The following is a 13,722-nucleotide window of genomic DNA, read 5'->3' as shown; positions in this document are numbered from 1 at the left end:
ACTTTTTAGAATTAGAGACCCTTTGGACCTCTGGTTTTGCTAAAAAACCACCCCGAAAAGAACTCTTGATTCGCAATCATTAAGAGACGTGTTGCAAAATCCTATTCCCTAACTTTTATTTACGCGTCCCTCACTGTAAAAAAGCTGTATAAATACAGCAAGTTATTTTTACATAAAACTTACATGTTATCCATAAATGGTATAACGGTAAAGCCCCCGTAAAATAATCAAAAAACCTATCAAACATCACCATCTTTACGCTTAACAAAAGAGTAAGCGAGCACCATTATCGTATTTATATTTTTTTCCCAATGTTGCGATAGTGTTTAGGACACGTATTCATTATAGGCATTTTTCCAGTTTTTATCTGCATGCTAGCCACGTTTGGAATGTGAGAAACATGCTTTTGATTGATTTAATATAAATAGGCTTGCCATAAAACAATCTTACAGTATTGAGATTTCTCATTTAAGTTGAAAGACAATTCATTATTATTATAAATCAATATGATGTATAGATTGTCGACATTACAAGCAGTGTGTGAACGCTCAATGGTTAATGCCAATTTTTTTGTTATGAGGGAGGGGTATCGGGCGATAATGAAGTTTTGTATAGTGCACGAGACGTAATTGAGAGATGCTTGTTTAGAGGTGCGTTTAGTGAAAAAACTTTGAAAGCAAATGCGCACTCCTTCTGCACTTTAAAAGCCCAAGGGGTTTTAAGTGAAAGAGTGGTTGGAATAAGTGTGTGTGTTATTTTAAGGATAGCGATTTTTTCAGAGCTTCTTAAGTGTGTCCCGTTGAACCAAAACCTCCTGTTCCACGGCTCTCGTTATGGTTTTGGGTACTTTGCTCTGGTTCAATGGCGCAAACATTGACTTGGGATACGGGAGCGATGACTGTTTGGGCAATGCGCATGCCTCGTTGGATGGAAAAGTCTTCTTGTCCTAAATTGATAAGAAGGACTTTGACTTCACCACGGTAGTCACTATCAATCGTTCCTGGAGTGTTGAGGCATGTGATGCCGTGTTTTAAGGCTAAGCCAGAGCGTGGACGTATTTGTGCTTCAAACCCAAGAGATAAATGAAAAATGAGACCTGTTGGAATAAGTGCCCGCTGCCTAGGGGCAAGAACAAGCGTTTCTTCTTCTCCAATTGCTGCCCGTAGATCAAGACCCGCAGAACCCGCTGTCGCGTAGCAAGGAAGTTCTAAACCTTGTCCGTGTGCAAGACGCTGAACAAATAAAGTCTGGGCATGTGAAGATTGAGAAGGGACAGGATGATTGTTTAAAGGGGCGTTGGTTTCAGTGTGCGACATGATCGAGGCATTTCCAAAATATGAGGTCTAGAAGAAAATGATACTTTAACAAAAGATATCTATAAAACCAAGTCGATAAAGGTGTGTGGATATAGGTTGTCCCCAGAGCTTGCTTATCATCTCTTACTGACTTAAAATATTCCACAACACCACCTAACATTATCAATGGCATTTTTCAATAATGGCATCATCAAGGATGGCTTATGCCTAGGGGCATGCGCTTATTTGAGATCTAAATTATGGTTACAGATAAGATTTTTTAGATACTACCGATAAGAATACCCGTGGCAAAAACCAGAGCACCACCAATGATGACCTGTAAAGAGGCGCGCCAAAAGGGAGTTGACATGTATTTGTTCTGAATCCAGACGATGGCGCCTAGTTCGAAAAAAACAATGATAAAAGCAATAATTGTTGCTACATAAAAAGAGTTGATCAAATAGGGAAGAGTATGACCTAGTCCTCCTAATGTTGTCATAATGCCGCTGGCAAGACCTCTTTTTAATGGCGAACCACGCCCTGATAATTTGCCGTCATCATGGGCTGCTTCTGTGAAACCCATTGAAAGTCCCGCACCAATTGAAGCTGAGAGCCCTATCAAAAAAGTTTGATGCGTGTCTCCCGTGGCAAAAGCTGCGGCAAAAATGGGGGCAAGGGTGGAGACAGAGCCATCCATTAACCCTGCAAGACCTGGTTGAATCCAAGTCAAAAGTGTTTGTCTTTGCGTTTTCGAAGGCTTTTTTATGGTGTGATTTGCCGCTGTTGTTTTTGGGGAGGGATGGCGGCTCTTTCCTTTCACAAGAGAAGTTCTGTCACATAATGAACCGATAGTGTTTGCACGATTATGGCAAGAAAGGCACAAAAGTTGCTTATAATTTTTAAGCTCTTGAAGCCCCATGGCGGTAAAAACCGCCGCTTCCTTAGAGGAATAAGGTTCTAGAGCTTTTGCATATTTTAAATAGAGCGCCGCATGTTGCTCTTTTAATTTGAGCGCTTTAAGTATCACGTTTTGTGCTGAACGAAAGGACAGAGCTTTACGTTGTACAAATGAAAAAAACAATTTCAACATTTTCTGTTCCTTTGCACTTTAGAATAATTCTAAAACATAAGAAAAATAAACCGAAAGTCAATCTAAAAGTTCAAAACTGAAAAATTGCAAAAAGGTTGCACTGAGAAAAAAGGTGCTGGGATGCTGAGAAAGTACAAGGAGATTTATCAAATGGAGACGACAGGGGCGCATGAAAGAAATGATTACGTGAAAAAATTTAAGAGACAATGTGCTTTATTTTGCTAAAGGGGCGTTTGAATGGAGCATTTCAGCATTTCAATGTATTGATGTTCGAGAATATAGGAAAGGAATAAGCTAGCATCATCATTCATTTTATGCGTTCAAAAGACTGTAACAGCTCTTAGAATTTGAAATGATTCTTTTAAAGGAGATCTTTATTCAAGGGATAAAAGCCCATTTCGCGTGGGGGGCCCCGTGAAGAGTATAGAAGGGTAGAGCAGCAAAATGTCCATGAAATAATATAAACTCCATTGAGTCTTCTTAATCTTTACGCTTCGTAAAAGAGCAAGCCGGCATCATCATACACCTTAGCTCCCAGTGTTGCGACAGTCTTTAGCACGGTTCATTATAGGCATGACATTTTATTGTACAGTTTTTACGCCACTCATTCTGCTTGTGGAGGTGTAAGACAGTATTCTTATGATATTTACGCGCATTTTAGCGTTGTTACAGCTTTTGCATTTAGGTGGATTTGTTAGCGTGTAACGAATTATCTTTTGTGCTGTGATTGCAGGGGCAGGTTTAAGGGTGGGGGTGCATAAATGACAGAGATATTATCATATCAAATTGTTTGATCACGCATAAAAATTTATGCTTTATGAAGGGGCATTTATCGCCTTGTAACTTGCCTGATATCTTGCATGAAAGCCCAAAATTCAGTAAAATTCTCTCACTTCAAAACTTCTTATCTTAAATCAATTCAAATCATTTTCTTGTGTATCACAAGGAGGAGTGTGGGTGCTGTGTTTTTATTTAAAGTATGGGATGAGTTGAAATGTGAAAAGTGCATAATCTCTACGCGTTAACAAACGTTTTTGATGTTTTTAAAAAAGAGCGAAATTGTGCAGAAAAAAGAGGAACTCTATGGACATTGATGATAGTTTAGAATGGTTTTTGGGTTTGCACAAACTAACAATACCGCAGGCAGCGCTTTTAATAGTTGGATTAAATCCAGGAAAGTGTTTGTTTCACGATGAAATGGAACCAGAAAAGAGTGATATTTACGAAGATAACCTTTCCGTATCATCAGAGAAAACTGCTTGTTTCCGAGGAGCTTATAATGCCATAGTTCAGGCAGGAAAAGACGATCAATTAAAGATAGAATGGTCGAGTTTTTCTAATTATATAGAGACATATTCCTCATATGTTCTCGTTGATGATTTAAAAGAATGGCTTTCGTCGCGTGGTCTGCGTCCTGCGTTTTTTTTTCCTGAGGATGATTCTGCTGAGACTAAGGATCAGAAATATTATGCGTTTCAAGATCCAACGCATCCACGTTATGCTCCAAAGCTTGCTGCTATTGTTGCAGCATGGGAAGCGGTGAGTGAGGCTGAGGGTGGTAAAACTGTTAAAGGAACGCTTATAAAGTGGCTTAGTGAACATGCCGTTCAGTACAAGTTGGTGGATGATAATAATTTACCAAGAGAGAAGCTCATTGAGGAATTAGCGGCTGTTGCGAATTGGGAACCTACCGGAGGGGCTCCTAAGACACCTGCCAATTAATTTTATCAAAAGAAAAAAAATAAAAAGATCACTAAAATTGTGCTGCTTTTTTTGATAATTTTGAAGGTAATCTCTTTTTCTGGGGGAGATTTTTACTTTTCTTCCCTAGATTATAAGTAATTGTTTTTCAATGAAAATAATTTTTATAATGTTCCAATGACTGTTCAGATGGGGGAAAATAGACATTTTGCGGCAGTAAAATTTACCCTGTAGTTTTCGTAACTTACCTCTCTATTTTTGTTTGATTTTTTTGGTCATTTTTAAAATCCAAATCAATTAAAATGGAGTGCAACATGATTAAAGTTAATCTTTTTTTTACTATGCGTAAAAGTGTGAAAATTTTTCGAGGAAATGTACGGATATTTGGCAATGTGTTGCGGATGAGGTGGTACATAAATCGTTTAGAGTAGGTGTATTGTCGTGTTGGTTAAAGTTTGAACTTATCCTTGTTATGGAAAAGGTCAAAACTGAGCGCCATACGTTCTCTCCATAAAGAAATCTTGTCATCTATGAGCGAGTGAGGATTTCTCTTGAAAAATTTGCACAATAATAAAACTGGTTAGCAAAACCCGTTCTGTGGTGTAACAAAAAGAATGTCATAAATGATTATCTCATCATAAATATGCTTTAAGAATAACCCGTGCGTGGCGAAAGTCTATGGCGTAGTCGCTATAGATTTTTGCTCCGTGTGTGGTGATCAATGCTCTTGTTTATCTCTTGTCAATGCAAGTGCCCATGAAAGTGATGGGTGTCTATTGTTCCATTGTGATGCTTGGTTGTTCATGTTTAGAAACGACAAGTGTATTAAATGCGATAGGGCTGATAGAAAGGAAAACGTATCCTGTAAAAAATAGGTATGTCTTTAAAATAAAGCTGATAAACGAAATTATTTTTTTATCTACCTTTTATATGGTGAGAGAAAGGTATTCAAAGTGCAAGCATACGCAATTTAGCAGTAAATCCCAAAATAGCATAGATCGTTTCTCGGAAAAGGGGAAGAAAATCTATCTGTAAAAGCTATGTTGGGTCGTGTGACAGGTGAAATAATGCGGTTAGGGCAATAAACAATTGTTATTGGTGAAGAGATAGAAATCGGTTGGGTGTTGATTTCTGTTTTACTACAGAATTTTCTTTGTTATCTCGTAAAAATACTATTTTGAGGTGTGGTGATGTAAGTTCTGTGTTTAGCGTTATCGTTATCAATCGGTTATCATATGGTAAGTAAACTAATATTATTCAGATTATATAAGCATTATTAGCTCTCTTTAACAGAAACAGATGCGTTCAAAGATGAATGGAGTATTCTGTGTAGTCTTAAAGCGTTTGAATCATTAAATGCTCTTTACTATTTTTTTCTTTTCAAAAATGCTGGCTTTTTCATCCGCTTCATCCGTATTGAGGGACGTAAATAAACAAGTTGTGAGGTCGAATATCTTTTGGTAAATTGAGCGATTGAACACTTCAAGAGCGCGAAGAACAAGGGATTGTTTGTTATGCCAAATTATGAAATTTTTTTCAATCTTGGAAAGATATTCCCATTGCGGAAAATCATATAAAGTTTAAGCAACGGCAGAACGATTTTTTGTGCAATGAAATGATAAGTATGTACAACATCTCGGTAATCTCCGTGGGAAACTTTACCGGATCCAAGGTGTGGATATTGTCTTCTGCTTACCCAAAATCGCAGATATTTCAAAACAACAACGGTGGAGAATGAATGTTGGATATGTTCTAGGGAAGGTTGCAAAAAATGGCAGTTTTCAAAAAAATACCAAAAATGACGAAAGGAGCGGTTTCCCACTCCTTCGTTCCTATCTCCCCTTGCGGGGAAGCGGCCACCATTACTGATGCCGTGTATGGTGATATAGATACACTTATTTTTCTCAAAAGTCAATACTGTAAATGCGGTAAATATTTGAGCATCAGAGCTACAACTTTATGAAAATCTTCGCAGGATAACCTTGGAACGGTACGTGAGCAACTTAAACGACTTACAGAAACTGTTGTGACATAATTGCAGATAATCCACGCTTTTTTATTCTCTATGGGAGATTGTATTGGATACGCAGCGGGATTATTGGGTTGTGATTTCGTTGAAAAAGGTAAAACTGTCACATTTCCATATAATTTTGCATTCTTAGAAAGCACTAAAACAGGCCGCTTTTTCCAAAATTCCGGGAGTATCGAATCATGAGGAAAATCACACCAAAAAACTTGTCTGATGCGTGGTGCCGATTTGATTCGTGGTTTTATATGAGGTGGTTTTTCGTAAGGCGCATTTAAATCCCTTTCTTTTATATGCTCACGCCATGCATTATGATCATGTTCCATCATAACACATGGTTCTTCAAGTTTGGTTATATCTAAGGAAATAGGTGATAGGGTAGAAGGCTCTGTGTTCTTATCTTCAGCCATAGCAGACCATTTATATTTATTGGTCCCCTCACTTATTATTTTACGGCTTTTCTATCACGAGTTTTTATCAAAATGTTGCTTATAAGTACAGAGAGGTGAAACCATAAAATGGATGTATCTGCTTATTTTTGTCTTTTGAGTACAACGCTAGAGGAGGGATGTTGGTGACTCGTTGGTGTGGGTGGGTTGGTTTGGCGGTGGGTGGTTCTGGGTGGGGATTGGTGACTGGAGGGTTGTTGGTAGGGGAAAGCGATTGGAGAGAACGAGTGCACGCGGTTTCGTTTCTATTTTATGGTTAGAGTTTTTTATGGACTGAAAGGAGCCCTTTTGAAGTAATATAGAGGCTTATAAGGGAGAAAAATAGGCTTGAGACGACATTCCAACCGGCAAATGAGAGAAAAAGAAAGCGTGCGGATGCTTCAGAACAAGAAGGAGGATGAATGTTGTTTAATTGGTTAAGCAGCTGGTTAATGTCTGAGGTTTTTCTGACTGCGCTTAAACCACAACTGAGGGGAGCTGCCCAAAAGCCATATTCAACACCCGCATGATAAACGGCTAAAACAAGGCTGATGCACATTAAGACAAAAACACACAAAAATAAAAGTTGTATCCAAGCAGTTATGCGAAAAAAACATGCCCCAAAACCTGCTAAGAGCAAAAATGGTATGGCTCCATAATAAGGAAAACGCTCTATGAGACATAAATCGCAAGGAAGATATCCTCCGAAATATTCAAAACCAAGGGCAATCCCTATTGTGGCAGACAAGCAAAAAGCGAGAAAAAAAGCCCATAAACTTTGTTCTTTTCTGCTGGGTTCAAGATGAAGGTGTTTGTGTAAAAGTGGGTGAGAAGACAAAACGCATGCCATTAAGTCTGTTCCTTATAAAAGCTTCCTGTTTAAAAAAGCTATGAAAATCCCATAAATTAAAAGGAGGCTAACACAACCAATGAGAACAATCCATTTGAAATGCTGTACTAGAAAATTCATTGCTTTTTGTCCAAAATGTTTAATCAGCCACGCGAGAAGATAAAAACGAGCGCCTCTAGAAAAAATACAAATAAGCATGAAAAGTTCAAGACGTACACTCATTACACCGGCCAAAATTGTGACAATCTTGATGGGGGGAAGATGAAAAAAACCTGATGTTATCAGTAAAATGATGAGAAATTGCAGGGTTGCACTATTTTTCAGTGATTCAAAACTTTCAACCTTACCATAAATTTCTAAAATGGGTTTGGCAAGGGTATCATAGGCAAAATGTCCGATAAACCAACCGGCAATGCCTCCTAATACAGAACAGATTGTCGCAATCAAAGCATAGCGATAAACCCGCTTTTGATGGATAAGAAGCATCGGAATATATAAAACATCTATGGGAATTGGAAAAACAGAACTTTCAATAAAGGCAATGAAACCAAGCCAGTGTGGTGCTGTACGCCGATTTGCTAAAGAAATCGTCCAAAGCTTTAATTTGTTTAATATCATGAGGCTTTTATAAGTTTAAGAGGTAAAGACTTTACAAATGAGATTGCTATAAATCCGGTAGAGAAATCCAATAAAGAAAGTATTTCATAAAATAGATAAGAAAATGATATGAATTCTTAAAAAATGAGAAGTCTTCTGTTGACGAATCTGTTCTTCTTCATATAGTGCAAAGGAATAATCGACAAGTCTGTCTTTTATAGTCCTGTCTTTTATAGCAGTGTGCGGGTGTGGTGGAACTGGTAGACGCGCCAGACTCAAAATCTGGTTCCGAGAGGAGTGTCGGTTCGAGTCCGACCACCCGCACCACTTCATAAATATTTTCCTTTATCCTATTATGGCGCATCACGTTGTTTTATAAAACATGGGGGTTATAAAACGTGGGATTTATAGACCGTGTTCAATGTTTTGCATGTTGAATGAAAAACCTCGAATACCGTAGGATTCTCTCATTTCAAGTCTGCTTATAGTAAATCAACCAAAATCATGTCGCTCGTACGTTACAAGCTAGATGAGCTCTCGCGTGGAGTGAAATTTTACAAAAAATGAATAAAAATGCCTCTTATGCCGTTTCAAGGGCATCATTGGAGGTAAAGTATATGATGGATGGTGCCAGCTTGCATTTTTATGAAGTGTAGAGATGGTGCTCTATAGATTTTATATTCTTGTAGGTGCTGTCGCAAAATGGGCTTGAGGGTTTTGAGAGCTGTTTCTTTAAAACACGCATGTGAATTGGCAATCCAAGTATCTTGGATTTGAGTGTGTTTGGTTTGAAGCGTTGTCGTATGACATGAGGGGCGTGATCGCCAAAAAGATATGTGAGAAACAAAAACATGGGGCAATGTGTAATCTCCTCTCTTTAAAAGACAGGAGCATGAGAGGCTTAAAAGATTATGCTTTAGAGGCTTTTGAAAGTCGTAAAGCAGAGGGAAATGGTAAGATTGGAAATTGGTTTTTACCTTGACAACTTCATGTGCTCCCTAAATGAAGCTGTCTCCCCGTTATAGAAATTACATAAACAGAGAACCGCAATATCCTCTCTCCACTCTGGCATACAATAGCGGTAAAATACTGTCGTTTGAAGTGTGGTCATATAGGGCATACTTCCTTGAAACGTTACAGTATTTTTTTCGGTGTGTGTTGGATATTCTTCAGTGTTTGTCTTGCTTGAGATTTAAGGGCATTCCATGAGGAGGAGCCCAAAGAAGCCCGCCCAATATCCCCCAAGAGTCTCCAAGGGTTTTTGTGCTTTTATAAACGGACATGGTGTTTAAAAATGGGTGTTTAAAAATGGGTTTTTAGAATCTTTATCCTTTAAGAGCGGGGAGGCCAAGTCAACATCATCTTATAAAACTGCAATTGATGCACAATATCTATATTTATTTTAAAGAAATATCTCTTAAATAACGGCTCTCATTTATTTTACGATGGCGCCCAGTGGTATGATGGTAAAGCTTTATATTCCAAAGGCATTACATGAAAGGCTGAGAGGATAGGAGCTTGCTTTAAGAGAGGGAGAGGCTTTATTGTTTCGTGACTATTTGTTTAAAGTTTAGTACAGGTTTTTAGAATCTACGTCTTTTTAGGGGGAAAGGGGCATTAAAAAACCCCGTTTTTAACAGGGTTTTTTAATCGTTCAATTTTTCTACAAAACTTAGAATTTATAAGCGATACCAAAGCGAACATCATGCGTTTGAGAAGAGATTTTAAGGTTATCGTTTGCAAATTTCTTTTTAAAAAAATCTGAATAACGATATTCTGTCCGCATAATGATATTATCTGTCATTGCAAGATCAAAACCACCACCAACAGTGTAACCAAACATTGTTTTTGTCTCATCTAACACATTGCCAGAAGCAAAAATTGTCGAATCTTCTTGCGATTTTGATAAAAGTGACATGATATATTGCATCTGTCTATAGGCTATACCCCCTGCAATATAAGGCATAAGACGATGGGAAGCAAAACCAATGCGCGCGCGCGTGGCACCAGACCACGTTTCTTTCAATGTTACACTGCTAACAACAATGTCACCATAGTTGGATATCGTTTCACCCTGAGCTGCAGGTTTTATGATAGGAATCCCAGCTTTTTTAAAGGCAATGTTAATGGAGTTTGATTCATCTAGAATTTTCTTTCCATTGTCTGTTTGGGTGCTTTTCCTCCCAGACCAGACCATGTCGGTATCAAAACTGAAAACAAGATCTCCCAGATCAATATTAGAACCTGCATACAAACCTGCTCTCAATCCTGATAGTTTCGGTGATAAATCTCTATCAACCAAAGCCCATTTTCCGTCCCTGGCTTCTTGTGCGTAATTTAGAGTATTTTTATTGGAAAAATATCCAATTTGTCCTCCAAAATAAAAACCAGACCAAGAAAAAGGCGCAGAAACAGTAACCGGTGAAATACGTGACGATGAAACATCTTGCAATGAAACCTTCGGTTCTGATTGCTTAAAGATTACCGTATCTGCTGCTTGCGCTGTTGAAGCGGTAATGAAGGTGAAAATAGATAGTGCAACTAAACATTTTGTTTTCATAAAAACGTCCCCAATTTATTTCAGATACAAATCGTATTATATACAAATTGGTTAAAAAAATCTATACTTAATATCATTATGAAAACTAAAACACTCAAAAACTCTATAATTATCCATATTTAAGCGTTCTTAAAACTTGTTTTCATGCTATTATGCTGGGTTTATATTGATTTTTCAGGATTTTTTTATACGCCTTCAGTGTTCTCTGTGTTTTAGAAAAAATTATAGTATAGTAAATAAGCTTTTTACTTATTAAAAAAACATTATTTTATATATATTAAAACACTTTTTGTTATTAAATGTATTATCCATTATGATTGACATCAATGTGCTTACATATTCAATTGATCGTAAAAAATGCATATTGGCACCATCATATTCTTTGCTCGTTTCTGATATTGCATAGCTTTGTATTGCGATAGCCTTTTGAGCACTTGAGGGGATGAGCGACTTTATTTCTTTTTTATCTATATGCCACTTTTGCTTATGATAATCCAAGCGAATAGTTTTGATTGATTGAATGGAATACGAAGAATAAGAAGGAGTAAAGTGCGAGAATCTCAAGTCTCATGAGGTTTCTTATGCGCCATGTAAAACGGATAAACTCTCCGTTCCGTTCACTTAAAGCCAGAACGTGGATGAGAGCCTAAAAACTGAAAGTCGTTGGCGATTTTAAAGAGATTAGCGCGTACCATTCAGGTTTTTGTGGAAATGGGTGAGGGCGCTATAATGGGCAAAAGCCTCCAATTTCTTGCGAGTTGTCAAGGATATCCCCGTCAGAGGGCGGATTGTTTCAGCAAAGGTCAAAACCTTTCGGTGCATTGAATTTTGTTCCAACAGCTGTTCCTCTATTGAGCACCCCCATCTTCACGCTTCATAAAAGAGACATTTCTCAATGTTCCTAAACCCATTTCATGACAGCGATTGTGAATGATATAATAATAAATCTATTGAGCATCTCTTTTACGCTTCATAAAGGAGCACGCCGGTACCATTACTATATTTGCCAGTTCGTGGGGTTGTTGTGACAGTCCTCTCCACAATGTTGTGACAAGAGGCCCCTTTGTCCGTTGTGACAGTCCTTGGCACTTGAGGTGGTTCATTAGAGGCGTTTGTAGTCCTTATCGGATACAATTTCTATTCATACATTCATTGCGTTTGTGATGTGCAAGTCAGTGATTTTGATTGATGCAACATGGGACCGATTTAAAATGAGAAAATCTTACGGTATTTAGGATTCTCGTTCAATATGGATAACGCTAGATTATCATTATAAATAAACACATTATCTCATTGAGATAAGAGTTATCTACCCAATGTTATCAATAATGATAACATTGTAAAGCGTAACTACGATGAATTCATTAATCTTTTTATACTTTGATTGAAATTATGTCTATTAATACCGATTTTTTTTGAGCTCATTCTGTTTGGTTGATAGCTAATAGATTTTCAAAATCAAAACGCGAAGCTAGAATGAAAAACACCTTAAGGTCATATCCATTTAAATCACTTTCTGCCAGTATAGCCATTGGGTGTTGAGCTATGACTATCCATGCCTTTGCAAAACCGTTGTGCCTTTTAAGTACAATATAAGCAACAAAAACACCCATAGCATAAATGCGGATCAGAGCCTAAAATGAACGCTGTGGGTAATTGTTATCGGTCATCATCGGGGTGTTTACACCCCGATCTTTTGACAGAAAGATTTGTTTTAAGATGTTTGCATCTTTTTTAGTGGGTTGTTTATTGGGGAGCAATCATCTTTTTAGGATCAACTAATCGGTCATAATCCTCTACAAAAACACCTGCTTTTAATGCTTCGGTGCGCAAAGTTGTATCATTTTTATGCGCTGCTTTGGCAATTTCAGCAGCTTTTTCATAGCCAATTTCTGGTGCAAGAGCTGTGACTAACATGAGTGAGCGCTCCATGAGTGAGTGAATATGAACACGATTGGCCCGTAATCCTTGAATGCAATGCATATCAAAAGAACGCATGCAATCACCAAGAAGGGTAATTGATTGTAAAACGTTATAGCCAATAACAGGTTTATAAACGTTGAGTTCAAAATGTCCTTGGCTTGCGGCAAAGGTTACGCTGGTGTGATTACCAAAAACTTGGCATGCGACCATGGTTAAGGCTTCACATTGCGTGGGGTTGACTTTGCCGGGCATAATAGAAGATCCGGGTTCATTTTCAGGAAGACTGAGTTCCCCTAAACCGGAACGTGGACCAGAGCCTAAAAACCGAATGTCATTGGCAATTTTAAACAGATCAGCAGCGAGAGCATTCAAGCTCCCGTGGAAATGCGCAAGGGCACCATGATGGGCAAGTGCTTCAAATTTATTGCTGGCAGTTTGGAACGTTATTTCTGTGAGAGTGCTCACTGTTTGCGCAAAAGCAACGTCAAAACCTTTTGGCGCATTCAGCCCTGTGCCAACAGCCGTACCACCTTGAGCAAGCATTTGGACATCGGTTAGAGCATTTTCAATACGCTGAAAATTGGCTTCTAATGCGGCACGATAGCCTGAAAATTCTTGCCCTAAGGTTAAAGGGGTTGCATCTTGCGTATGGGTGCGGCCGATTTTAATGATATCTGCAAATTCTTGCTCTTTTTGTTTTAATGTCGCAATAAGAGCTTCAAGGATTGGCAGTAAGTGTTGGCGTGTTTGCAACGTGGTGGCAATGTGAAGCGCCGTGGGAAAGGAATCGTTCGATGATTGGCTCATGTTGACATGGTCATTGGGATGAACTGGTTTTTTGCTTCCAAGTTTTCCTCCCAAAATCTTACTAGCACGATTAGCAATGACTTCATTGACATTCATATTGCTTTGTGTGCCAGAACCTGTTTGCCAGACGGACAGTGGAAAATGCGTATCAAAATCGCCAGCAAGCACTTCATCAGCGGCGGCAATAATTGCTTTTCCAATATTTTCTGGTAGTTTTCCTTTGCCCATATTTACAATCGCTGCTGCTTTTTTGACAAGGACTAAGGCATAGATGATGGCAAGAGGCTGCTTTTCACTGCCAATATTAAAATTATGCAGAGAACGTTCAGTTTGTGCGCCCCAATAACGATCTTGACGTACCGAAATCGTTCCAAAGCTATCCGTTTCCTGACGTGTTTCAACCATGATAAGATCCTTTTTTGTTCACGGGTTCTCAAAAAAGATA

General features: G+C 38.3%; 9 protein-coding genes, 1 tRNA gene and 1 pseudogene. 3 read left to right on the top strand and 8 right to left on the bottom strand.

The window, feature by feature from the left end:
- Positions 1–785: 785 nt before the first annotated feature.
- A complete protein-coding gene (gene dut / locus ACFING_RS05160) occupies positions 786–1,316 on the bottom strand; it encodes a dUTP diphosphatase (RefSeq protein ID WP_375630102.1) in 531 nt (176 codons plus the stop codon).
- 259 nt (positions 1,317–1,575) lie between these two features.
- A complete protein-coding gene (locus ACFING_RS05155) occupies positions 1,576–2,385 on the bottom strand; it encodes a VIT1/CCC1 transporter family protein (RefSeq protein ID WP_375630101.1) in 810 nt (269 codons plus the stop codon).
- A gap of 1,083 nt (positions 2,386–3,468) precedes the next feature.
- Here ACFING_RS05155 and ACFING_RS05150 point away from each other — a divergent pair.
- A complete protein-coding gene (locus ACFING_RS05150) occupies positions 3,469–4,107 on the top strand; it encodes a hypothetical protein (RefSeq protein WP_375630100.1) in 639 nt (212 codons plus the stop codon).
- Positions 4,108–5,997: 1,890 nt separating this feature from the next.
- Here ACFING_RS05150 and ACFING_RS05145 read toward each other — a convergent pair.
- Positions 5,998–6,522 (bottom strand): type II toxin-antitoxin system PemK/MazF family toxin, encoded by a 525-nt coding sequence (locus ACFING_RS05145; protein ID WP_273790913.1) that lies wholly within the window; start codon positions 6,520–6,522, stop codon positions 5,998–6,000.
- Between the two features lie 164 nt (positions 6,523–6,686).
- Between ACFING_RS05145 and ACFING_RS05140 the strand changes: the two genes are divergently transcribed.
- Positions 6,687–6,821: a hypothetical protein gene (locus ACFING_RS05140; RefSeq protein ID WP_375621584.1), complete on the top strand. Its 135-nt coding sequence runs from the start codon at positions 6,687–6,689 to the stop codon at positions 6,819–6,821.
- On the opposite strand, the gene ACFING_RS05135 is transcribed toward ACFING_RS05140, so the two are convergent.
- Both ACFING_RS05135 and ACFING_RS05130 read right to left on the bottom strand, forming a co-directional pair.
- Positions 6,818–7,390, bottom strand: a complete 573-nt coding sequence (locus ACFING_RS05135) for a disulfide bond formation protein B (protein WP_375621583.1) — start codon at positions 7,388–7,390, stop codon at positions 6,818–6,820. The two genes, ACFING_RS05140 and ACFING_RS05135, sit on opposite strands and share 4 nt — an antisense overlap.
- Before the next feature lie 12 nt (positions 7,391–7,402).
- Positions 7,403–8,008: a YqaA family protein gene (locus ACFING_RS05130; RefSeq protein WP_273790911.1), complete on the bottom strand. Its 606-nt coding sequence runs from the start codon at positions 8,006–8,008 to the stop codon at positions 7,403–7,405.
- 221 nt (positions 8,009–8,229) lie between these two features.
- Between ACFING_RS05130 and ACFING_RS05125 the strand changes: the two genes are divergently transcribed.
- Positions 8,230–8,314 (top strand) — tRNA-Leu (locus tag ACFING_RS05125).
- Positions 8,315–9,659: 1,345 nt separating this feature from the next.
- On the opposite strand, the gene ACFING_RS05120 is transcribed toward ACFING_RS05125, so the two are convergent.
- From ACFING_RS05120 to fumC, 3 genes and pseudogenes are all read right to left on the bottom strand, one after another.
- Positions 9,660–10,547, bottom strand: coding sequence for an outer membrane protein (locus ACFING_RS05120; RefSeq protein ID WP_375630099.1), 888 nt, complete (start codon positions 10,545–10,547; stop codon positions 9,660–9,662).
- Positions 10,548–11,173: 626 nt separating this feature from the next.
- Positions 11,174–11,394 (bottom strand): annotated as a pseudogene (locus ACFING_RS05115) (lyase family protein); the annotation flags it as partial.
- Between the two features lie 899 nt (positions 11,395–12,293).
- A complete protein-coding gene (fumC, locus tag ACFING_RS05110) occupies positions 12,294–13,682 on the bottom strand; it encodes a class II fumarate hydratase (RefSeq protein ID WP_375611602.1) in 1,389 nt (462 codons plus the stop codon).
- Positions 13,683–13,722: the final 40 nt, after the last annotated feature.

Source organism: Bartonella sp. AP150HLJHH, assembly GCF_042196385.1.
Taxonomy (GTDB): Bacteria; Pseudomonadota; Alphaproteobacteria; order Rhizobiales; family Rhizobiaceae; genus Bartonella.
The sequence above is the reverse complement of the archived record's forward strand: the minus strand, read 5'-3'. Positions and strand labels throughout refer to the sequence as shown.

Bases quoted from the DNA above. Each gene is read 5' to 3' on its own strand.
- dut (WP_375630102.1), bottom strand. From the start codon at position 1,316: ATGTCGCACACTGAAACCAACGCCCCTTTAAACAATCATCCTGTCCCT.
- ACFING_RS05155 (WP_375630101.1), bottom strand. From the start codon at position 2,385: ATGTTGAAATTGTTTTTTTCATTTGTACAACGTAAAGCTCTGTCCTTT.
- ACFING_RS05150 (WP_375630100.1), top strand. From the start codon at position 3,469: ATGGACATTGATGATAGTTTAGAATGGTTTTTGGGTTTGCACAAACTA.
- ACFING_RS05145 (WP_273790913.1), bottom strand. From the start codon at position 6,522: ATGGCTGAAGATAAGAACACAGAGCCTTCTACCCTATCACCTATTTCC.
- ACFING_RS05135 (WP_375621583.1), bottom strand. From the start codon at position 7,390: ATGGCATGCGTTTTGTCTTCTCACCCACTTTTACACAAACACCTTCAT.
- ACFING_RS05130 (WP_273790911.1), bottom strand. From the start codon at position 8,008: ATGATATTAAACAAATTAAAGCTTTGGACGATTTCTTTAGCAAATCGG.
- ACFING_RS05120 (WP_375630099.1), bottom strand. From the start codon at position 10,547: ATGAAAACAAAATGTTTAGTTGCACTATCTATTTTCACCTTCATTACC.
- fumC (WP_375611602.1), bottom strand. From the start codon at position 13,682: ATGGTTGAAACACGTCAGGAAACGGATAGCTTTGGAACGATTTCGGTA.